Annotated in this window: 9 protein-coding genes; 4 read left to right on the top strand and 5 right to left on the bottom strand. The window is 71.1% G+C overall.

All coding sequences use genetic code 11. The annotated features are described in order from the left end of the window. Positions 1-37: 37 nt before the first annotated feature. From AB0F91_RS26150 to AB0F91_RS26135, 4 genes are all read left to right on the top strand, one after another. Entirely contained in the window at positions 38-15,073 is a 15,036-nt protein-coding gene (locus AB0F91_RS26150) for a hypothetical protein (protein WP_360601399.1), read from the top strand. Beyond that, positions 15,063-15,587 carry a type VII secretion system-associated protein gene (locus AB0F91_RS26145; protein ID WP_360601397.1) on the top strand — a complete coding sequence of 175 codons (525 nt, stop codon included), beginning with the start codon at positions 15,063-15,065 and terminating at the stop codon, positions 15,585-15,587. The genes AB0F91_RS26150 and AB0F91_RS26145 overlap by 11 nt, the downstream gene beginning before the upstream one ends. Before the next feature lie 19 nt (positions 15,588-15,606). Continuing rightward, positions 15,607-16,509 (top strand): SDR family oxidoreductase, encoded by a 903-nt coding sequence (locus AB0F91_RS26140; RefSeq protein ID WP_360601395.1) that lies wholly within the window; start codon positions 15,607-15,609, stop codon positions 16,507-16,509. A gap of 218 nt (positions 16,510-16,727) precedes the next feature. Continuing rightward, positions 16,728-18,170, top strand: coding sequence for an amino acid permease (locus AB0F91_RS26135; protein WP_360601393.1), 1,443 nt, complete (start codon positions 16,728-16,730; stop codon positions 18,168-18,170). Between the two features lie 55 nt (positions 18,171-18,225). On the opposite strand, the gene AB0F91_RS26130 is transcribed toward AB0F91_RS26135, so the two are convergent. From AB0F91_RS26130 to AB0F91_RS26110, 5 genes are read right to left on the bottom strand one after another with little or no spacing between them, the layout of a single operon-like run. Continuing rightward, the gene (locus AB0F91_RS26130) at positions 18,226-18,756 is read right to left on the bottom strand and encodes a cysteine hydrolase (protein WP_360601391.1); all 531 of its coding nucleotides are present in this window, start codon (positions 18,754-18,756) and stop codon (positions 18,226-18,228) included. Further along, positions 18,753-20,216, bottom strand: a complete 1,464-nt coding sequence (locus AB0F91_RS26125; protein WP_360601389.1) for a cytosine permease — start codon at positions 20,214-20,216, stop codon at positions 18,753-18,755. Before AB0F91_RS26125 ends, AB0F91_RS26130 begins: the two co-directional genes overlap by 4 nt. Positions 20,217-20,239: 23 nt before the next feature. After that, entirely contained in the window at positions 20,240-21,163 is a 924-nt protein-coding gene (locus AB0F91_RS26120; RefSeq protein WP_360601387.1) for a PfkB family carbohydrate kinase, read from the bottom strand. Then, complete coding sequence (locus AB0F91_RS26115; RefSeq protein ID WP_360601385.1) at positions 21,160-22,149, bottom strand: ADP-ribosylglycohydrolase family protein; 990 nt, start codon at positions 22,147-22,149, stop codon at positions 21,160-21,162. Before AB0F91_RS26115 ends, AB0F91_RS26120 begins: the two co-directional genes overlap by 4 nt. After that, on the bottom strand, positions 22,146-22,844 hold the full coding sequence (locus tag AB0F91_RS26110; protein ID WP_360601383.1) for a GntR family transcriptional regulator: 699 nt from the start codon (positions 22,842-22,844) through the stop codon (positions 22,146-22,148). Before AB0F91_RS26110 ends, AB0F91_RS26115 begins: the two co-directional genes overlap by 4 nt. Positions 22,845-22,872 lie beyond the last annotated feature (28 nt).

Below are 22,872 nucleotides of genomic sequence, written 5' to 3'. Positions count from 1 at the left end.
GGTCGGTTTCACGTGGAAGAACCCGACCACGGACATCGTGGACCAGAAGTCGATTCCCTACGGCGGGATCCGCGAAACGATCGTCCGCAACCCCGCGACCACCGACCTCATCACGCAGATTCGCGGCAAGGGCGGCGACAACGAGGTCTACCTCCACACCGGCGACGCCGACGTCGACTCCCTGAACACCGACCATGGCCCGCTCTTCGACGCGGTGAACACCACCGTCAACAACAACCCGGAGGGCCCGCCGGAGGTGATCAGCGGCGGCTACCGCGTGCGCGACAACGACACCGCGCTCGCGAAGTCCGCGGCCGAGCTCGATCTCGACGTCCGCAAGGCGCTGGCCGACGTGGACTCGCGCAGCGTGTACTTCCCGGAGCCCAACACGTTCGTACGGGTCAACGGCGACAAGCTGGAGAACGACGCCACGTTCGGCACCGAAAACCCGAACACCGGGCGGTTCGACTACGGCGCCAAGGAGGGCCAGGGTCTCGTCGACTCGGTCCTCAAGCAGCGCAAGGCCGGTTGGGACTACGACGGTCACGTGCGCGACATGGCCAAGTTCGACCCGGGCCTGGCGATCAAGACCGACGGCACGCGCATCGCGGGCAAGGTCGGGACGAACCCGGCGAACGTCACCAAACTGACCCAGAGCCACGCCAACGAGACGACGTGGGCGGACCAGGTCGGGCACTACCTGGGCAACCACACCGACCTCGACCCGAACCTCGCGAAGACCGCCGCCAAGGCCGCGTTCCACGGCATCGACCCGGAGGGACCGTTGCCGCCCAAGCCGAAGAACATGTCCGACGTCGCCGCGAACCTCTCGAGCGACGAGCAGAAAGCCCTCGCCAAGGGGCTGCGGAAGAATCCCGAGCAGGGCAAGAAGCTCGCGGACATGACGGTGGGCACCCGTAGCGCCCTCATCGACGGCCTCGGCCGCGTGAACACCCGCACGTCGGTCCAGACCTCATCGCAGGCACCGCCGCGCAACCTCCACACTCCGGCCCAGGCACCGAGCCGCAACGGCGACACGGGCTCGAACGGCATGCCCGGCGCGTTCTCGAACTCCGGCGTGAACACCGGCCAGCACACGAGCGGCCCCGAAGTCCACCTGCCGAACGTGGAGGTCGAGGCGAACCCCGGCGGTTTCGAGTTCACGTCGCTCACGGATAAGGGCCTCGGCGATTGGGCGGCGAAGCAGCTGAGCCCGAGCCAGCTCACGGACGCCGCCCCTGATCTCGAACCCGACCGCGGCGACACCGACGATGGCGACGTCGGCCCCGCACCGCACACGTCGCCGGATCCGGCACCGTCGCAGCGCAACCGCCACACCCCCGCAGCCGCTCCGACGCACAACTGGGACCCCGGCTACGGCGGGTACCACTCGCCGTACGCCACGCCGCAGACGTCCTACGGCCCGCCGCCCGGCCAGTACGCGCCGCAGCATCAGCCGCCGGCGTGGGCGCAGCCGCAGCACCAGCCGCCGGCGTGGCTGCCGCAGAACCAGCTGCCGCCGCCGCACTCGTGGGGCCACCAGGCGCCCGCGCCGCCCGCGTGGCACGGGCAGCAGGACCCGTTCCAGCACTACAAGCCCCACCAGAGCACGGAATCGGACGACGAGTACTCGCCGAACGCCCAGCCGCTGCCGTTGCCGCCGGCCGTGGACCCGAACCCGATCCCCTACCTGGGCCCGGGCAAGAACAAGCTGTACCACAAGGCGATCGCGATGCCGGGGGCTCCGTCGTCGCAGCAGCTGAGCCCGCACCTGCGGGTCCGCCCACTCGACCACGACCCGTTCGACGTGCAGACGCAGGCGAACTTCGAAGCCTCCGGAAGCCTGAACAAGAAGGGCCGCCACCACGCGACGGCCCAGGTGTTCGACGACGCCACCCGCCAGCCGGTGACGCCGCTGGGCACGTGGCGCAGCGGTGACGACCCGACGTCGTTGGGGATGTCGCAGTCCGACCGGCGCAACATCAGCCACACCGAGGCGAAGATCATCCGCGACCCGGACGTCCGCGCGACGTTCGGGCGCGGCCGGACGCTGGTGATCAGCGGCGAATCCGAACCGTGCACGTCGTGCCGGACGCTGATGATGAACTTCGCCGCCCAGAACGGCGGCCGCATCGACTACGTCTACCGCGACAAGGTGACCGGGCAGAACCGGCGCTGGACCTCGGCCGACTACATCTCCACACCCGGGCAGTTCAAGGACTACTACGGGTACCGGCCCGGCCAGTACCCCGGCGGTCACGCGTCGGCGCCGGATCGCGACTCGACGACGACGTCGCCGACCACCCGGCCCAGGGGCCTGCCCGGACCGCAGACCTGGGGTGAGCGCCGCGACACTGCCCGCCCGTCGCGGTTCGTCGCGGAGCGGTTCGATCCGAAGAAGGCGATCGCGAACCAGTTCGACGGCAACCGCGAGGGCCTGCGCGGTGGCCAGCTCGAGGGCGCCGTCACGCACATCCGCTACGACGTGCGCCGGTTCGAGACTTCGCCGGGCAAGTGGGTGCGTGAGTTCACCGTGCCCGTGGACCTCACCTCCACTTCGGGCTCCGTGTCGGTCGAGGCCCGCAACAACCTCGCGCAGGATCTGCAGCAGCACCTGGACACCACGGTCAACCAGCGCTACACGCTGCCGAACGGCGACCAGCTCCACGTGCGGCTCGACGCGCACGCGAACGAGTCCGTGGACCCCGACGACGACAGCTGGACCGCGGAGCCTTCGCGCAGCGTCCCGGTCGACGTCCACGATTCCACTGTGGACGAGGGCCCGAAGGACCCCCACGGCTGGTTGCCCACGAACCAGCTGAACTGGGACGTGCGCGACCCGCGCGGTGGCCTGACCCACGAGGTCATGCACTTCCTCGGTCTGGGCGAGGGCTACAAGGACGGTGCCCTGCTGTTCAACCGCGAGAACCAGCCCGGCGTGATGGGCAAGAACGCCTGGTCGGACTCGTCGCTGACCCCGGACAACCTCGCGAAGATCCACGACGTCTCCACGGGCGCCCTGATCCACGACCAGGGCCTGGCCGCCCAGGGCCACGACTCGGCCGGCCCGGCCCGCGACACCGCCGGGCCGTCGACGCGCACTCCGGACAGCGGCAAGGGACCGGGCCTGCACACGCCGTCGTCCGCGCCGGCGCACGGCTGGGGCACCGACCCGTACGGGAATCCCTACGGCCCGCCCCCGCAGTGGTACCAGCAGGGTCCGCCGCCTCCGGCGTGGGCGCAGCAGGGTCCGCCGCCGCACACGTGGCACAGCCAGTCCGACCCGTTCCAGTACTACAAGCCCGACCACAGCTCGCTCAACAGCGCCAAATACTCGCCGAACCCGCAGCAACCGCTGCCGTTGCCGCCTTCTCCGGACCCGAACCCGATCCGGTACCAGGGGCCGTCGAGCAGCGACCTGTACAACCAGGCGCGGATCATGAACCCGGCGCCGTCCTCGGCGCGCCTGAGCCCGCACACGCGGATCCGGCCGCTCGACGACGACCCGTTCGATGTTCAGTTGCCGGTGAACTTCGAAGGCGGGGGCGGTGGAAACAAGACGGGCCGCCACCACGCGACGGCCCAGGTGGTCGACTCCTACTCCGGCCAGGCACTGACACCCGCCACGACGTGGCGAAGCGGCGAGGACCCGACCTCGCACCACCTGCCCGAACACATGCGGCGCAAGATCAGCCACACCGAGGCGAAGATCATCCGGGATCCATCGGTGTGCGGGCTGATGGGTCCCGGGCGGACCCTGCGGATCAGCGGCGAGTCGGAGCCGTGTGTGTCGTGCCAGTCGCTGATGATGGCGTTCGCCGCGGAGACGGGCGGGCGGATCGAGTACCTCTACCGGGACAAGTACACGCAGCAGAACCGGAAGTGGTCGTCCGATTCGCACATCACGGCGCCGAAGCAGTTCGAGAGCTACTACGGTTACCGGCCGGCGAACGCACGCCCGAGCCGCAGCCGGCACACGCCCTCGTCGGCCCCGAGCCGGCCGGACACGCTTCTCGTCGACGACGACGATCCGGCGCCCGACACCCGCTCGCTCACCGACCGGCTGCCCGAGTACGCCAAGAAGGGCCAGGCCCTCGGTTCGCTCGTGCCGATGAACCCGCAGGGCGTGAAGCAGGTCGGCGACAGCATCAAGCGCTTGGTCACGTCGCTGGACTCCCGCCGGAACCCGCCGGACCCGGTCGGCATCGACGCCATCACCGGCACGCTCGACAGCGCCGCCTTCGAGTCGTTCCTCGGCCAGGGGCGCAAGTCGATGGTGCGCGTCGGCGAGAAGTGGTACGAGGTCCACGTGCGGGCCGAGCTCGACCTCGACGCGGTGCAGGCCGCCGGGATCGCGAAGCAGCCGCACGCCACGATCAGCGATGTCAACGACCAGACGCAGGCCACGCACGCCCAAGGCCAGAACGACACGATCGCGCGGACCGTCGGCACGTCGTACTTCGCGTTGATCCCGCCCGGTGCCTACGTGTCGGTCGCACCCACGGTGCAGCTCGCGACGGCGGCGCAGACGCACACGTCCACCGTCACCGGCACGGAACAGCGGGTGGTGCGCTCGGCCGGCGACGTGGACGGTGCCGACGTCAACGTGAAGTACTCGATCACCGTCACCGACCAGGTCGGCGGGCTCACGGGATCCACTGTGGATGGAAAAGTCTCGCTGCTGTGGTCGCAGGACCTCGGCAACCTCAAGCCGGACGCCGAAGCCAAGGGTGACCCGAAGCCGGGCTGGGCCGAGCACATCGAGCTGCTCGCGCCCGAGGCAGTGCTGCTCGACGAGCATGCGCTGTTCGACAAGGTCGCCAAGCGGCTGCACCCTTCGGTCACGAAGTTCGGGGCGCCGGGGCGGCAGGCGCTGCGGGAGTTCGTCAGCGGCGGCGGCATCCGCGGCGTACTGGGCACCGCATTGCAGGCCGGCCCGGTCGTGTCCGACGACCTGCTGAGCCCCCACGGCAGTCACCGCGACGCCGTGCAGCTGCAGGCACGGCCGAAGGACGTCGAGCTCGTCGGCGTGGTGCCGGGGGACAGCGAGCTGCGGTTCAACGACTCGTCGGTGAACGGCGGGGCCACGGCAGCGGCGTCGAAGTCCGGAATGGACTTGTCCGTGACGGTCGGCGGTGGCTCCTACCTGCCGGGCAAGGTCGGCGGCCTCGTCGGCGTCAGCGGGTCGGTGTCGTCGAAGGTGACCGAGACGGCGACGGGCGGCACCAGCGTCACGGCGAAGAACACGGTGGAAGCCAAGGGCGACATCGGGATCTACAAGGTGAAGGTGGACGTCGACGTCGTCACCTCGGCCGGCGAGGTCGAGACCGTCGAGGCCACCGCGTACGTGCGCATGGGGCTGCCCGAGGCCAAGGCGCAGGGCTTGCCCGTGCCGCGCGACACGCGCGACAAGCTCACCGACGTCGGCAAGCGCTACGAGCCGCCATACCTGGCCGCGGCCGCCGCCGCGGGCCACGTGCGAACGGGGACGTTCACCCCGGCCGCGAAGGTCCAGCCGCAGATCGAAAACGCGTTGCGTGACCGATCCGGCATGGCGAAGTTCCTGCCGCGCTGGGACAAGTTCCAGGCCGACGACAAGAGCTCCAGCCGCGACATCGCCGAACGCTTCGCGAACCTGCGCAAGCTCACGGCCACGTTCTCGCCCACGGCACTCAAGGCCAAGATGGACACGCTGCTCGGCCCCGGTGTGTCCGTGCAGCTGAAGCGGCGCGGCCTGTTCACCGACGAGTACCTCAGCGTCACGGTGAAGGCCAAGCTGTCGCCGGGCCGGCACCTCGGGCAGGCGACCGGACGCTCGGTCAAGGGCTCGGTCGCCACCACGCCGTCGCTGAGCAGTTCGACCACTGTGGACAAGAGCTGGTCGGTCGGGCTGGAGGGCCGCCTGGTCATCCCGCAGCCCACGTCGATCGCGAACTCGAGCATCAGCCCCGCGGTCGTGCCGATCCAATATTCCGACGCGTACAGCTGGAAGAACTCCGGCGGCGCCGCCGTCACGACCACCACGAGCCTTTCCGGCAGCCCCGACGCGCAGGTGTTCGAGCACGACGTGGAGTTCGAGGTCGAGATCACCAGCTACACCCGCAACCGCCCGTGGGTGAAGCGACTGTCGCCGGGTTCGCCGTTCCGCGTGACGCCCCAGGTGTCCACCGTGGCCAAGACCGGCGACCCGGCGCTGCCGAAGATCTCCGGCAAGGTCGACCTCTGGGTCAACGACGGTTCGGCCCTGAAGAAGGACCCCGGCGAGTTCCTGCCCGGCAAGCCCGGCACCACCGTGCTGACCAAGAACGACACCCCGACCATCGACGACCTGCTCGCCGGCCCCCAGCCCGACCAGCCGAAGTTCTTGCACGTCGAGGCGTTCACCAAGACCGAGGCCCTGCGTGACGAGGCCCTGCGCCAGCTGGCACGCGCGTCCGACGGCGACGGTGTGCTCGGCCTGTCCGGCGGCGAGGCCCGCAAGCGCGTGGATCGCATGTTCTCGCCCGAAACGTTCCGCGGCGGTCTGCCGAAGTTCCTGCGCCAGGGTGCGCGGGCCGGCGGGTTCCGCTACGAGCGGCGCGTGGCCGACCGCGTCGGCGGGCTCGGTATGCACCTGGCGCTCAGCAACCCGAAGGTGGTCGTCGCGTCCGACGCGGGCGGCAGCGAGACCACGTTCGCCGGTGGCGCGAAGGCCGCCTCCGAGCAGACGCACAAACAGTCGCTCGAGGGCAACGTGCAGCTCGGCGTCACCATCCGCCCGGACGGCAGCATGGCCCCCGCTCACGGTCAGGGCCAGGTCTACGCGTCGGCCAAGTGGAGCCCGTGGACGCGCACGTCGGGCGGCTCGAAGGAGGTCAGCGCGAGCGTCGATCACGTCAACCGCTCGAACGCCAAGGGCCGCACTCTGCTCGTGCAGTACGACGCCGACGTGCGCCTGGTCGCCGAAACGCGCCAGGAAAGCCTGGTCAACGGCTCGACTTCGCGCGCGGGCGCCGACGTGAAGCTGCCCGGCGCGGTCTACGTGCGCATGTCCGAGGACCAAGCCCGCGAACAGGGCCTGCTGCCCAAGGTCGAGCCGCGCACACAGCCGCCGGGCAAGATGGCGCCGCCCGCGCTGGTCGGCCGCACCTCCAGCACGCTGGGCGCCGCAGTGGTCGAGGACGCGCCCGACCTGTCGCAGCTCGTCCGCGACGCCCGCACCACGCTGGGCCGCACGGGCGAGAAGCTGCTGCCGACATCGGTCCTCGACGACTCCATGACCAACCTGCAGCGCACACTCGACCTCGCCTCGCCTGACACCCTGACGTCCCTTGTGGACAGCGCGCTCGACGGTGGCGCGCCGCTGCTGATGCACGACGCCGGCGTGCTGTCCACCGACACCTACCAGGTGCTGCTGAAGGCGACGATCACCGACTCCGAGTTCCTCGACGTCGTTCACGACGGCGGCGAGATCGACCACGTCGTGAGTGCCGCCGTGACGGACAAGGAGAACGCCGGCCACGGCTCCTCCTACGGCGGCCAGTTCCGCGGCGCCGGGCGCGGCCTGTTCAGCGGCACCAAGCCGGACGTGAGCGGCTACGAGGGTCTCACGCTCGGCGTGTCCGGTGCGAAGACCAAAACCGACCAGACGGTGTCGGCCACCGCGACGACCAAGGGCTCCAAGGCTTCGCACAGCGGTCCGGCCGTGCGCTACCGCCACCAACTGAAGTTCGAGCTCGTGGTGCAGCGCGGCGCGAAGACTTACCCGGTCACCGAGCAGAACGCGAACGTGACCGTGCGCGCGACGGCCGACGACCACCGCATCAGCACCGCCGGCCAGGCACGGAAGGCTTACGCGCCGCGCACCACCGAGCTCATCGCCGCCGACACGACGCCCGAGAAGCTCGCCGAATGGCAGGCGCAGGGGGTGGGCAAGCTCCCGCCGTCGGCGCACACCGAGGGCGTGCGCGGGTCGGCCACCGTGCAGGCCGGGGCCGTGCGCGCGCTGCGGCTCGCCGGTGCCGGCAGTGGTCTCACCGGACCGGGCACCGGCGCCAACAACACGCTGGTCACGTCGCTGACCAACGAGATCCTCCAGGGCCACCTGCCGAGCATGCTCGACGGCCCGCTCGCCGCGCCCGATCTGCACGAAGCGTCGCTGATCAACAGCGGCCACGGCAGCGTGAAGGTCTACTCGCGCCTGGTCAACCCGGACCTCACAGCCCTGAGCGACACCGTCAAGCTGGAGCGCACCGACCAGACCACGGCCACGTTCACGGGCGAGGCGAAGGAAGCGCTCAGCGGTGAGAACCAGTACATGCCCGGCGTCGGCGGCGTCACCGACCCGAAGGACAACTGGCATTCGTGGAGCGGCGCGGACATCCGCAACCCGGCGGCGATGAGCGACCCGACGGCGACTGTCGCGGGCGGACAGCGCTCCACCGTCGCGAAGCCGAAGGGCCGCAGCGGGCTCGTGGGGTTCGACGTGGAGTATCGCGTGGTCGCCGACCTCGGCGGGGGCCGCACGGCCGCGGTCGAGGTGAAGGTGCCGGCGTCGGCGCTGGTGCGCGTCTCCGATGTGGACCTCGAACAGCTGCTGGGCGAAGCACTGCCGGACGCGATCACCAAGGCGCAGGACGCCGTGAAGGACGCGGCCGCGGACTGGCGCACGGCGGAGGAGGCCGTCGAGGCGGCCCAGCGCGAGGCCGACGATCGCTGGCTCGACGACCGAGACAGCGTCAAGACGTTGACCAAGGACGCCAACGGGCTGCACGTCGAGACCGACGCCGACCCCGTGCGCGAGCTGCGCCAGGCCCTGGCCGACGCGGAGGACGACGCCAAGGACGCCGGTCGCGAGCTGCGTGAGGGCAACGCCGAGATCACGCGGCTGCAAGACGTCGCCCAGCAGGCGCTGGCCCTGGCGTCGGTCACCGACGAGGGCTCGCGCGAGCGGCAGCAGCTGCTGGACCAAGTCGCGCGCGCCGAGCAGGGCGTGCGCGACATCCGCGCCGCGCAGCCCGTACTGGTGCAGCGCCGGCAGGAGGCGCAAGACTACGCGGAGCAACTGGCGGACGTCCTTGGCTCGTACCTCAACGACAACGCCGACTTGACCTCCCGCCGTGAAGACGCGCTGCGCCAGGTACGGGAAGCGCGCGAGAAGGCCGACGAGGCGCGCAAGAAGTGGTGGCAGGCCAAGGAAGAGGTCGACTGGCGCCTCGCCACGCACGTGTGGCCGGCCAAGAAGGTCGAGTCGCGCTTCGACCCGCGCTCGACCGAGCACGTGGTGGAGGCCCCGGACACCGCATCCGACACCGGGGCCGCGACGATCTCCGGCTGGGAAGTCAACGCGAATCGGGCGTATGACTTCGACGTCAACGACGTCCAGCTGCACCAGGTCACCGACCGCTCGGGCAAGGTCGTCGCGGTGTCGTTCCTGCCGACGGCCGAGCAGACGTCCGCGGTCGAGCACGACTGGCTCGCCGACAACTCCGGTGAGGTCTCCTCACTCGACGTGGGCGTGACGTCCAAGACGCTCGACCCGCTGGTGGCCAAGGCGCGCCGCGACGGCACCACGCCGGACCTGGGCGGACGCTCGTTCGGCGTCTGGGCCACGCGGTCGCCCGCACCGTGGGGCACCGACACCGGCGACACGTTCTTCGTCTTCGCGCACGGCAAGCCGCAATCGGTGAAGCTGACGTTGGTCGGCGGGCAGAGCGTGCGGGTGGACGGCAGGACGTTCGCGCGGATCGTCGCGAACTCGGCGCCGTTCGCGCAGGCCGGGCCGAAGTCGTCGGTCACGCTCATCGCCTGCGGCACCGGCCAGACCGACGGCCCCGGCGGTGTCGCCCACGACTTCCAGCGCGCGCTGAGCGACCTCGGCGGGCCGGCGACGGTGCACGCGCCCACGAAACCCACGCTGTTCGGCCGCGACACCGCGACACTCGGCAAGGCGCTCCGCTCCACCGGCGCGTTCACCGCAGTCACGGACGGCGGGCACTTCCGCACGTTCGGCGGCCGCCCGGGTGACGAGGCGATCGTCGACCTCGTCCGCGAGCTCGGCACCAGCCCCCGCACCGAACCGCCGCCCGGGCCGATCCCGCTGGCCGACCACGACGGCACGCTCGCGCTGGCGGCGGCTGTGGAGCGACAGCTGGCCGACACCGCCGCCCGCACCGGCGAGCTGCGGCTCACCGATGCCCACGACCTCGTGGGCCGCCACGAACGGCCCGACGTCGTCTACTCGGCTGTGCTGACCCATCTGGCTTCGGGGAACATGCCAGTGCACACCGTGGTCGACGTCCGCCGCGACCCGGACACCGGCGAGTGGACACGCGTGCCGCTGCCGCCGATGGCGCGCGGCCTGATCACCGTGACGGGCAAGGGCACCTGGAGCACCGACGAGCTGGCCCGGCCCGCGCGGCTCAACCCCGCGTGGACCGCAGGCCCGGCACGCGAGACCACGCACCCGCGACCTGAGGCCGCGCACTACGCCGAGACGCTCGCCGAGCACCACCTCGACGGCGAGCCGCTGCCGCCGGTCACGGTGCCCGCGGACCGCGTGGACCGGTTCAAGGCCGACGTCACGCGGCTGCTGGCCGAGCGCGGCTTCGGTGACCTGGCGTGCGACCACCTGGTGCACGCCGACCACACGCGCCTGACCGGCGAGGTCGTCGGCGCACCGGGCGTGATCATCGACTTCGCGCCCGGCGCCGTCACCACGACCGTGCTGACCGACCACACCGGCACCGCGCGCGGGCTGACGTTCCTCGACCCCGTCGAGGCCGCGAAGGTCCAGACCTGGCTGAGGCAGACCCGGGGCGAGAACCTCGTGGTCGAAGCCGATCCGGACGAGATGCGCGCCTTCGCCACCGGCGCGGCGAACGCCCTGCGCGGCCGTGGCCCCGGCGACGGCGGCATCCCCGTGCGCACCCCGTGGGCGGACGAATTGGCCGAGGGCCGCACGTTCCTCGTCACCGGCCACGGTGAGGAAACCCGCGTGAAGGTCGCCGTCACCGGCCCGGACGGCACGCGGCGCGAGGTTTACGTCGACGGCGAGACGCTCGCGCAGATCGTCACGGCATCGCCCGAGTTCGCCGACGCGCAGCCGGATTCGGTCACGCTGTTCCAGTGCGCGGCGGCCCGGCGGCTCGGCCCCGGTGGGGTCGCGCACGACTTCCAGGCGGCGCTCGAAACGCGGGGCGGGCCGGCGATCGTCCACGCGGCCACCGATTCGGTGCTGGCCAACCACCGCGACGAAAGCCCTGACGACGAACCGTCGGCCCCGCTCTTCGGCGCCCGCGACGACGCGTTCACCGCGGTGGTCCGCGGGGGTCACTGGGAGACGCTCGGCCGTCCGCTCGACGCCGACGCCGTGGTCGACGAGCTCACGAACGCGCTGCTCAAGAACTGGCGCTACGCCCGGGTTCCCGCCACGGGCGGTCCGGCCCGCCTCGCCGACCGCGCCCGCACGCTGTACCTGGCGGCCGAGGTCGTGAACGCCGTCTACGACCGCGCCCCCGACGACGAGGTGCAGGCACTGCTCGGCCGGCACGAGGATCCCGAGCTGCTCGCCGCCGTGGTCAACGAGTACCTGCGGGCGACGGCCACGCCCGCCGAGGTGCCGCCGTACAGCACCGCCGCCGAGCTCACCCAGGACCTGCGCGCCACCTCTGCGGGCCACGGCCCGGCGCCTGACGGCGCGCCACTGCTCGGGCCCGACCTGTTCGGCCTCTACCTCGCGCCGGAACCACCCGGCTTCCTCCGTGGCCACGACTACTCGAACCTCACCGCTGGTCAAGGCCTCGCGTTGCTGGACACGCTCGACCTGACCCGCGGCGTGCCGGTGCTGCGCGACCAGGCCGACCCGGCGAACCTGCCCGACCTCAGGGACTGGACGATCGAGCACACGCGCGCCGACGACCGGCTGACCGCGTGGGCGCCCGGCGACGTCGAGCCCCTGGAGAAGACCACGTCCACGCCGCTGCTCATGCACGCCATCTGGCTCGGCGGGCCGCTGCGAGACACCGGCACGATGTTCGCGTTCCGCGCGAACTTCGGTGGCGCGGCCGCGCGGCTGCACGACACCGTGGTGCCGGTGCTGTGGACGGACGTCTCGCGCGGACGGGTCGAGCTCGCGCTGACCACGGAGCCGCCGGGCGAGGGCCCCGATCCGCTCGCCGACGTGCGTGACTTCGTGAACTGGGCGCAGCAGCACCATGTGCGGCTGGTGAACGTCGACGAGGTGTTCTCGAGCGCGAACCCCATGCTGCTCAATGAGTTCTACCGGTCCGAGACCGGCAAGCTGACCGGTCCGGGCTACGCGGCGGCCAGCGACATCCTGCGCATGGAGCTGATGAACCGCTTCGGCGGCCTCTACACCGACGGCGACAACGTGGTGGAAAGCCTCGAGGACCTGTTCCACGCGGCGACCTCGCGCGAGGGCTACGCGACGCACCGCATCGGCATGAACGTGGCCAACTCGGCCTTCGCGATGAGCAAGGGTCACCCGTTCGCGCGCGTGCACCTCGGCGTGGTGCGCGAAAACTACGGCAAGACGCAGCGCAACCTCATGCCGCCCGAGGCGTACGACCTCCCGCCGGCGTTCTTCCAGCTGCCGCAGGGCCGTGTGCACCGCAACTCGATCATCGTCCGTACCGGGCCCTCGGCGTTGTCGGGCACCGCGCGGCGGATCGGCCTGCCGTCGGCGTTCGAGCTGCCGGAGATGACCGAGATCCGCATGAACAGCGACGGCAGCTGGCTCAAGCCGCCCGCGGGCGGGACCGAACCCGTGTCGGGGCGCGACGAAACACTGGAGCTGACCCAGCACGTGGTGCAGAGTCTGGTGCGCGGGCTGTACAACCGCGCCGGTGACCTGCACCTGACCGCGGTCGAGCCGGCCGTGCGCCGCCACGCCGACCCGGACCTGGTGTGGGACGCGGCGCTGTCGTTCCTCGCGGCGGACCCCGAGCTGGCGCCGCTCGTGCGCACGGTGACCGACCAGCACGCCTACACCGGGACCGACCACGACGTGCAGTTGCCTGCTTCCGCGCGGGCCTTCCTGGACATCGATCCCGGCCGGGTGCACCGCACGCTGGGCGAGGTTCAGCACGGGGCTGCGTTGCGGAACCCGGATGAAGCGGTGCTGGTGTCCGATCCGGACAGTCCCGCGGAGATGGGCGCGCGTGATCTGGCACGGGCGTTGCGGGAGGCCGAGGGTGAGCTGCCGGCGATCCACGTGACCGGTGGCGATCGCGCTCAGGCTCGTGAGGCCGCGCGGGCACTGGCCCGGCACCTCGGCCGTGAGCTCGGTGACCGCGACCTGCTGGCGCGGGTGCCGGTGAAAATCCGCGTCATCGACGGTTCGGGTGTGACGGTGTCGTTCCGGCCGGCGCGGGGTGCCGCGGTGGAGTTCTCGCTTGACTCCCCGGCTGTCCCCGCGGTGTTCGGTGGTGTCGACGGGAAGCCGTTCTCCTCGGATTACGCGCCGTTCGGTGGCTACCGCGGGGCGAAGCCCGGTGTGGTCACGAGGATCGACGCCACGCCCGATGGTAGTGCCGAGCTTGGGCAGGCGGCGGACCGGCCGCCGACGCTCGTGCTCGCTTCGGGTGCGCTGGCCGACGAGTTCACGCAGCGCGTGCGTTCGTCCGGAATGGACCTTCCGGTACACGCCACGCCGGCCCCGTCGCCCGACAACGTCGTGGACACCTTCCCGGCCGTCTCCTACCTGGTTTCCGGGAACCACGCGCTGACCGAGGACGACCGCCGCACGATTGCCGAGCTCGGCCAGGCTGCCGAACACGGCTGGTGGTACCGGCCTTCGATCCCGCCCGGTCCAGTCGGTCTCGACGACCGCAGCGCCACGTTGGCGCTGCTCAGCGGCGCGGTCAGCGCGGTGCGTTCGGGCGGGACGGCGCTCGACCTCACGGCCGCGGCCGACGTCGTGGCCCGCCACGAGCTGCCCGATCTCCTGTGGACGGCGGCGCTGGAGCTGGCTTCGCACAACGCCGACGTGCAGCACGTGATCGACCACCGGTTCGTCGACGGGCGCTGGCAGCAGGTCCGGTTGCCGGAGTCTGCGCGCGAACGGTTCACGGTGACCGGCAAGGGCGTCTGGCGCGACGGCGCGGTGTTCAGGCCGGTACGCCTGAACACCGCGCCCGGTCCGGTGAGCGATTTCGATGTCGAACCGGTGCCGCTGCCGCTCGACGACTCCGTTGCGCGGTGGATCGCCGAGTCCACAGTGGAGCGCGCGGCCGACGGGCTGCCGGCGCCTCGCGTCCAGGTGAGCGGCCCGGACGACGTGCGGGCTCAGTTCGTCGCGCAGGTCCAGGCTTCGCTGGCGGAGCTGACGCCGGTCGGTGCCACGCCCCACGCGGCGGCCTCGATCGTCACGACCGGCCCGGGCACCGACGCCGTGGCCACGATCTCGCTGCCTGCGACCGCGGCGCCGGCCACGCTGTCCGCCGCCGAAACCGCCGTCGCCGTCGGGCTGGCCGAGGAGTACACGCTTCTGCAGCTGCACGGCGTCGCCGACACCCTGCTCGCCAAGCCCGGCCGCGCCGCCGAAGCGCTGCTGGACCTCGCCAACGAGGTCGCCCACGGCACGGACGTGGGCCGGGTCGCCGACGCCGTCGAGGTCCTCGACCGCCACGGCGCCCTCGCCGCCGCGCTGGACAACGGCCTGTTCCTCGGCCAGTTCCGCAAGCTCCTGGGACGCGCGGACGCGGAGTCCTACGCGCGCGACCTCGCCACGGCCATCCGCGCGTTCGCCTCGGAGAAGCTTGCGCCCGACGTGCTGAAGGAGGCCGTGCGCGGCGCGCTGGTGGGCTGGCGCGGCGGGCCGGGTACGTTCGAGCAGCGCGTGGAGCGGACCCGCGACACGCTGTGGGTGATGCGGCGCCTGCACCTGAGCAGCCTGGCGTGGATGAACCGGTGGCGCACCGCCGAGCACATCCGGCAGTACGCCGCGCGCATGAAGGAGCAGGCGGCGAAGCAGGACGCGATGCTGGCCAAGGTGAGCGAGTCGGAGGACGCCTTCCTCGCTTCGGTGGGCGAGCCGCACGCGAGCGCAGGAGGCGCCGGCGATGGCGAATGACCAGTGGGTGCTTCTCGTCGACCCGGCGTGGGCGCCGTCGTCCACCGAGGACGGTGCCGAGGTCGCGGCCCCGCCGCTGGCCGCCGTCGTGGGCGGCTGGCTCGCCGGTGAGGACGGCGCGGTCGGCCGCTTCGAAGCGAACCCCGCCTACGAACCGTCGGGCCCCGGTTCGCCGACCGACCCGCTCGACGCCGTGCTCCGCCTGATCGCGCGCGGTACCGCCGGTGCCGACCAGCTGGCCGCGATCCTGCGGGAGTCGACCGTGTCGGTCGCCCTGGACGTGGACGACGAACCGCTGGTGGCGCCATCGCCGGACAACATCCCGTGCGTGCTCGCCACCACGGCCCCGGCACACCGCACTCGCGTCCGCGCGGCCGGCTGGCTGCCCGTCGCCGCGCGCGACCTGCCCGCGTTGCTCGAGGCCCACGACGGCGTTGACCTGCTGCTGAACCCCGGCGCACCCGGGTGCACCCGCCTGCTGGCCGACACCGTCCGGGACGCGCTGGCCGGCTGACCGTGTCACACTCGTCGTGATGGCTGATCTCCGGAACCGGGTAGCCCTGGTGGCCGGCGCGACCCGCGGCGCCGGGCGCGGCATCGCGGCGGCCCTCGGCGAGGCCGGTGCGACGGTGATCTGCACCGGCCGCAGCAGCTGGGAACGCGACGGCCACTCCGACTACGACCGCCCCGAGACGATCGAGGAGACGGCCGCGCTCGTCACCAGCCTCGGCGGCACCGGCGTGCCCAGGCAGGTCGATCACCTCGACCACGAGCAGGTGCGGGTGCTGGCCGAACGCGTGCGCCGCGAACACGGCCGGCTCGACGTGCTGGTCAACGACATCTGGGGCGCCGAGCGGCTCAAGGGCGGCCCGGCCGACTGGAACACGCCGATCTGGGAGCACGACCTCGACGCCGGCCTGCGGATCCTGCGCCTCGGCGTGGAAACACACCTCGTGACCTCGCACTACCTGTTGCCGCTGCTGGTCTCGCAGCCCGGCGGGCTCCTCGTCGAGGTCACCGACGGCACGCTGGAGTACAACGCTTCCCGGTACCGGATCTCCGTGTTCTACGACCTCGCGAAGGCCTCGGTGAACCGGCTGGCGTTCTCGCAGGGCCACGAGCTCGCGGCGCACGGCGGCACGGCTGTCGCGATCACGCCGGGCTGGCTGCGATCGGAGATGATGCTCGACAACTACGGCGTCACCGAGGCAACCTGGCGCACCGCCCTGGTGCCGGACCGCCCGGACGGCCTGCCGACCGCCCCGCCGCCCTTCGCGCAGTCGGAGTCGCCGCGGTATGTGGGCCGCGCGGTGGCGGCGCTGGCCGCGGACCCGGAGCGCGCGCGGTGGAACCAGCGGTCGGTGAGCTCGGCAGAGCTGGCGCGCGAGTACGGCTTCACCGACCTCGACGGCTCACAGCCGAACAGCTGGGCTTGAAACGCGTTTCGCGTCTTCCGGCCCGGGAGTCCGTGAATTTCGGCATTATCGGGCACATTTGAGAATGGCTTGAGGTTCGCAGCTCAAATCAACCCTAAGTTATCGCCGCTCCCGTTGCGGCCGGATGCGGTCCGACCACATCATGATCTGGCACGACACAGTGGTCGGCCGACCCCCGCGTCACGACACGCACGTTGTTGTCAGAACAGGGGAATCACATGTCGCCCTCGGATCAGACGGCGGTCGCCAAGCCGCCGGAAACCTCGTTCAAGCACGAGGAAACCGGGTACCACAAAGGACTGAAGAACCGTCAGGTCCAGATGATCGCCATCGGCGGTGCCATCGGGACCGGCCTGTTCCTGGGCGCCGGCTCGCGTCTGCACAGCACCGGTCCGGCGCTGGCCGTCGTCTACGCGGTGGCCGGGATCATCGCGTTCTTCGTGGTCCGCGCGATGGGTGAACTGGTGATGCACCGACCGTCCTCCGGATCCTTTGTGTCCTATTCGCGAGAATTTCTCGGCGAGAAGGCCGCATTCTTCGCCGGCTGGATGTACTTCCTGAACTGGGCCACGGCGGGCGTCGCCGACGTGACCGCGGTGGCCAAGTACACGCAGTTCTTCTGGCCCGACCTTCAGCAATGGATTCCCGCGCTCATCGCGTTGTTCGCGATCCTCGCGGTGAACATGGTGTCGGTGAAGTTGTTCGGCGAGCTCGAGTTCTGGTTCGCCGCCATCAAGGTGCTCGCCCTCGTGGTGTTCATGGTCGTCGCGATCTTCGTGTTGATCAGCCGAACGCCCGTCGACGGCGTGGTGACCGGCCCGAGCCTGATCACCACCAACGGCGGCCTGTTCCCGACCGGTGTGCTGCCTGCGTTGCTGATTCTGCAGGGTGTCGTTTTCGCGTACTCCGGCGTCGAGATGGTCGGCGTGACCGCCGGGGAGACCGCCAACCCGCGCAAGGTCATCCCGAAGGCCGTCAACTCCGTCGCCTGGCGCATCGGCATCTTCTACGTGGGCTCGGTGCTGCTGCTGGTGATGGTGCTGCCGTGGACGGCGTACAAGAGCGGGGAGAGCCCGTTCGTCACGTTCTTCTCCAAGCTCGGCATCCCAGCGGCCGGCGGCATCATGGACGTCATCGTGCTCACCGCGGCGTTGTCCAGTGTGAACTCGGGCCTCTACTCCACCGGGCGCATCCTGCGGTCGCTCTCGATCGCCGGTTCGGCCCCGAAGTTCACCTCGAAGATGAGCAAGAGCGGCGTCCCCTTCGGCGGCGTGCTGCTGACTGCCGCGGTGTACGTACTCGGCGTGGTGCTCAACCTGGTGGTGCCCGGTGAGGCCTTCGAGGTCGCGCTGGAGTTCTCGGCGCTGGGCATCATCGGGATGTGGTCGATGATCGTGATCTGCCACCTGGCGATGACTCGCAAGGCCGCGCGGGGCGAGATGACCCGTCCGGGCTACCGCCTGCCCGGCGCGCCGTACACCAACTACGTGACCCTGGCGTTCCTCCTGCTGGTCCTCACGATGAGCTGGTGGGGCGGCACGACCGGGCGGATCCTGATCTACAGCAGTCCGGTGCTGGCGTTGGTGCTGGTCGCCGGCTGGCTCGGTGTCCGCGGCCGGGTCCGGCGGATCGCGGCCGAGCGGCAGGACGAGCTGACGTAGGTCTGCGTTGATCTCCTGGGCCTCCGGCGTGGTCTTCTCCGCCGGGGGCCCAGTTTCAGTTCGCCAGCACCTCGTCCGTCGACCTGACCTCGACCAGCGGGCCGTACAGCCGCAGGATCGCCAGCGTCTGCTCGTGACTTTCGTCGGAGACGCCCGCGCACGCGTCGGACACGACGGTGACCGGAACGCCCGCGTCGGCGGCGGCCAGGGCGGTGGAGAGGACGCAGCAGTCCGTGGAGACGCCGGCGAGCACGAGACCGCCGTCGCCGACCAGGCCGGCCAGCTCAGGCGTCCACTTGCCGAAGGTGTAGGCATCCACAGTGGACTCTACGGAGAAGTCGTCGACCACCGCGTACGCCGGCGAATCCGCCGGCTGCAAGGCGAATGGCCACTGTTCGTAGTACTTCACCCACGCCCCGGCCGGCCTCTCCGGAGCCAGGAACCGCGTGAACGCCACCCGCGGCCCGAACGCATCCACCAGCCGCCGCACCTGAGGCAGGATCGACGCGAACCCCGGCGTGAACCAGCCGCTCGTCGGGTCGCCGAAGATGTTCTGCAGGTCGATCACCCCGAGCAGCGGCTTCACGCGGCGGCCTCCTGCGCGCGCACGCGCGAGCGGGTGACCAGCAGCGTCACCACGAACCCGAGCACCAGCGCCACCAGCACGCCGAGGTTCGCGAACGCCCACGAGCCCTCGCGGCCGCCGAGACCGAACGGCGCCAGCAGGTAGCCCTGCCAGTGCAGCCAGCTCGCGGACGCGTTGGTGTCCAGGCCCCAGCCGACGGCCGTCGCGACGACGATGAGGGCGATGGGCCCGAAGCGCACGTCGCCGTAACGGCCGCGGCGGTCGTAGAGGTCGGCTTCGGCGTAGTCGCGGCGGCGCAGCAGCACGTCGGCGAGCATCACGCCGCACCACGCGGCCACGGGCACGCCGAGCGTGGTGAGGAAACCCTGGAACTGGCCGAGGAAAGTGCCGCCGAAGAAGACGATGTAGACGGTGCCGGCGATCATGATCACGCCGTCGACCAGCGCCGCGACGTAGCGCGGGATCCGCAGGCCCGCGGACAGCAACGACAGGCCTGAGGAGTAGATGTCCAGCACGGCACCGCCGACCAGGCCGAGCACCGCGACGATCGCGAACGGCACCAGGAACCACAGCGGCAGGATCGTGGTCAGCGCACCGATCGGGTCGGCCGCGATGCTGGTGTTCAGCTCGGGTGACGAACCCGCCAGCAGCAGCCCGAACACCAGCAGCACGAGCGGCGCCACCGACGCGCCGAACGTCGTCCAGCCGATCACGCCGCGACCGGACGACGAGCGCGGCAGGTAGCGCGAGTAGTCGGCCGCCGCGTTGACCCAGCCGAGCCCGAAGCCCGTCATCAGGAACACGAGCGCGCCGATGAACTCCTGTGCCGAGCCCGCGGGCACCGCGCTCACCGCAGACCAGTGCACGTGGCCGGCCACGAGGATCACGTAGACCACGGTGAGCACGCCGGTGATCCACGTGATGATCGTCTGCAGCCGCATGATCAGGTCGAAGCCCATCACGCCGCTGAGCACGGTGAGCCCGGCGACCACGGTCAGCGCGATCACCTTCGTCGTCGTGCCGCCGCCCCAGCCGAGCCGCTCGAACACCGTCGCGGTGGCCATGGTCGCGAGGGCGGTCAGCACCGTCTCCCAGCCGACGGTGAGGATCCACGAGATCGCCGACGGCAGGTGATTGCCGCGCACGCCGAACGCCGCGCGGGAGAGCGTCATCGTCGGCGCGGACCCGCGTTTGCCCGCCACCGCGATGAAGCCGCACAGCAGGAACGAGAACACGATCCCGATCACGCCGGCGATCGTCGCCTGCCAGAACGAGATCCCGAACCCCAGCGCGAACGAGCCGTAGCTGAGCCCGAGGATCGACACGTTGGCGCCGAACCACGGCCAGAACAGATCCTTTGGCCGGCCGCGGCGCTCGGCCTCGCCGATCACGTTGATGCCGTGTGTCTCGACCTTGAGCCGGCTGCCGGTTTCCGGTGCCTGTTGCTCGGTCCTGGCCATGGTGCCCGCCTATCTGAACCTGTTCATATTTGTTCGGTGCGACGGTAGAAGTCGCCCGTGTCGCCGTCAATATTCCGACAGAACTCGTTCAGTTCCGCACGTGTTGGCGCCGTGGCGGGTCCGTGTCGGGTCACGGACAGCGCCGCGGCGGCGTTGGCGCGGCGGGCTGCCTTGGGCAGGTCGGCGCCGCGCAGGAGCTCGGCGGCCAGGACGCCGCAGTGGGTGTCGCCGGCTCCGTTCGTGTCGACCGCGGTGACCGGGAAGCCCTCGATCCGGGTGGTCTCGCCGCGGTGGTGGATCGTGCAGCCGGCGGGGCCATCGCGGACGATCACGGTCGTGGTCTCGGCGAACGCAGTGACGTCGAGTGACTCCGCCTCGCGGGTGTTGCAGCTGACGATATCCACTGTGGACAACAGGGTGCTCAGCGCGTGCGGGTCCGATTCGGACACCAGCGGGCCGGGGTCGAATAGCACCCAGGAACCGGGCAGGTCCGGTAGCCAGCGCAGCAGGGCGTCGCGGTTGGCGGCGTGCAGGAGGCTGTAGCCGGTGACGTACACCAGGTCGTCGGGTGTGGCGGTGACGCGCGCGAGCTGATCGGCGCGCAGCCGGCCCTCGGCGCCGGTGCCGGTGGCGAACGTCCGCTCACCCGACGGGTCCACGAGCGCCACGACGACGCCGGTGTCACCACTGGCCGTGGGTTCCTGCGCGACCGTGATGCCCTCGGCCTCCAGCGCGGCGCGCACGAGGTCGCCGAAGCTGCCGGTGCCGTGCGTGCCGGCGTAGAGGACTTCGGCGCCCGATCGCGCGGCCGCGGCCATCACGTTGAACCCGCCGCCGGGCAGCAGGTCCGTGGACGTGGCCAGCACGTCACCGCCGGGAGCCGGCAGCCGCGGCACGGTGAGGACGAGGTCGACGACGACCTGTCCCGTGTGGATCAACCGGCTCACGGGATGGTCCTGCGCACGGTGACGAGGCCGTCGACGAGCGGTCCGAGGTGGAGGCCGTTCACCCTGACCACGGTTTCGGTCAGCTCGGCCGGGATCTCCTCGCCGCACGCGCCGAGCAGCGCCCCGCAGATCGCGGCGACGGTGTCGGTGTCGCCGCCCAGCCCCGCGGCCGTCGTCAGCGCGTCGGCCGGGTCGAGCACCTCGGCCAGCGCGAACGCGGCGACCACGGACTCCTGCGCGGACACGGAAGTGCCGATCACGTCGGCCACGGCGTCGTCAAGCTCGCTGCGCCGCAGACCCCGCACCCAGTCGCGCGCCCAGTGGATGCGCGCGGCGACGCTGCCGCCCGCGCTCCAGTGGCCTCGCGCCGCACCCAGGGTGGCCGCACGTTCGGCCAGGTCGAAGGCGGCCATGCGGTTCGCGCCGTCGACACCCGCCGACACGGCGGCGGCGACGGCGGCCGCGGCGGCGAGGCCGAGTGAGGTGTTGTGCGTGACTCGTGCGGTCTCGGCCACGGCGTCGACGAGCGTTGTCAGGTCGTCGACCGGCGTGGCGATGCCGACCGGGGTCACGCGCATGGCGGCGCCGTTGGTCGTGCCGCCGCGGCCGGCTTCTTCCGGCGGGACGCCGTTTTCCAGCAACGACAACGCTTTTTTCGTCGACGGCCCGAGCAGATCGGCCGAACCACGGCGGATCATGTCGGCTTCCCACGCCAGCAAGGTGTCGGCGAACACCCGCGGCTCCACGTAGCCGCCGCCGTCCACGAGCAGGCGCGCGAGCAGCAGGGCCTGCTCGGTGTCGTCCGTGATCGTGCCCGCGGGCAGGCCGGGTGCGATGGGCTGCTCGGCGATCGCGTTGCGGAAGCCGTTGATCTTTCCGTATGCGGCGCGGATTTCGGCGCGGCACATCGACTGCGTCGGCATGCCGAGCGCGTCACCCACGGCCAGTCCGGTCAGCGCGGCAAGCGCGCGGTCTCGGGGGCTCATCGCCGGCCGAAGGTGAGGTGGAAGCTGAAGCGCGCGGGATCGAGCAGGCTCACGACGTGCTCGACGAGCTGGGAATTCGCGTCGAGCGACGTGCGCGTGGCCTTGAGGAACAGCTCACCGGCGGGGCGGCCGAGCAACGCAGCCGAGGCGGCGTCGAGTGGCTGGGCGGTGATCCACTGGTCGCCGCCGGCCGGGTGCAGCCCGGCCTCGCGCAGGGTGGCCGTGATGGAGTCGTCGACCAGCCGCAGTTCGGCCAGAGACCCGACGGGGGGAAGGGTGGCCTCTTCAAGCGAGACGCCGCGGCCGGTCTCGTCGCGGCGCAGCCGTTTCACGCGCACGAACTTCGGCGAGGTGAACCGGCGGGTGAGCTCGGCGTCCTCGACCTCGGTGATGCCGACCAGTTCGGTGGTCACGGGTGTGCCCGAGTCGGCGAGTGCACGGGCCCAGCCGACGCGCTGGTCGAGCGTGACCCCGTCGAACGTCACGAACGACCCGACACCGGCGTGCGTGGAAATGAGCGCTTGATGTTGCAATTCCACCAGCGCGCTGCGCACGGTGCCCCGGCTGACCTGGTACTGCTCGGCGAGCTGGTGCTCACCGGGCAGCTGGTCACCGTGGGCGAGCCGGCCCGAGCGGATGAGCTCGGCGAGGTCGCCGACGAGCTGCTGCTTCTTTCCGCCCACGTACATGTTCATACCTGTACACCTCGTGGTGGCCCGTTGC

It is taken from the genome of Amycolatopsis sp. NPDC023774 (genome assembly GCF_040639695.1).
Classification (GTDB): domain Bacteria; phylum Actinomycetota; class Actinomycetes; order Mycobacteriales; family Pseudonocardiaceae; genus Amycolatopsis.
Note: the sequence above shows the minus strand (reverse complement) of the source record. Positions and strands in the feature narration are given on the sequence as shown.

What these genes read in the sequence shown, in the direction of transcription:
- AB0F91_RS26140 (WP_360601395.1), top strand. Translation starts at nt 15,607, where the DNA reads ATGGCTGATCTCCGGAACCGGGTAGCCCTGGTGGCCGGCGCGACCCGC.
- AB0F91_RS26110 (WP_360601383.1), bottom strand. Translation starts at nt 22,844, where the DNA reads ATGAACATGTACGTGGGCGGAAAGAAGCAGCAGCTCGTCGGCGACCTC.
- AB0F91_RS26125 (WP_360601389.1), bottom strand. Translation starts at nt 20,216, where the DNA reads ATGGCCAGGACCGAGCAACAGGCACCGGAAACCGGCAGCCGGCTCAAG.
- AB0F91_RS26145 (WP_360601397.1), top strand. Translation starts at nt 15,063, where the DNA reads ATGGCGAATGACCAGTGGGTGCTTCTCGTCGACCCGGCGTGGGCGCCG.
- AB0F91_RS26115 (WP_360601385.1), bottom strand. Translation starts at nt 22,149, where the DNA reads ATGAGCCCCCGAGACCGCGCGCTTGCCGCGCTGACCGGACTGGCCGTG.
- AB0F91_RS26135 (WP_360601393.1), top strand. Translation starts at nt 16,728, where the DNA reads ATGTCGCCCTCGGATCAGACGGCGGTCGCCAAGCCGCCGGAAACCTCG.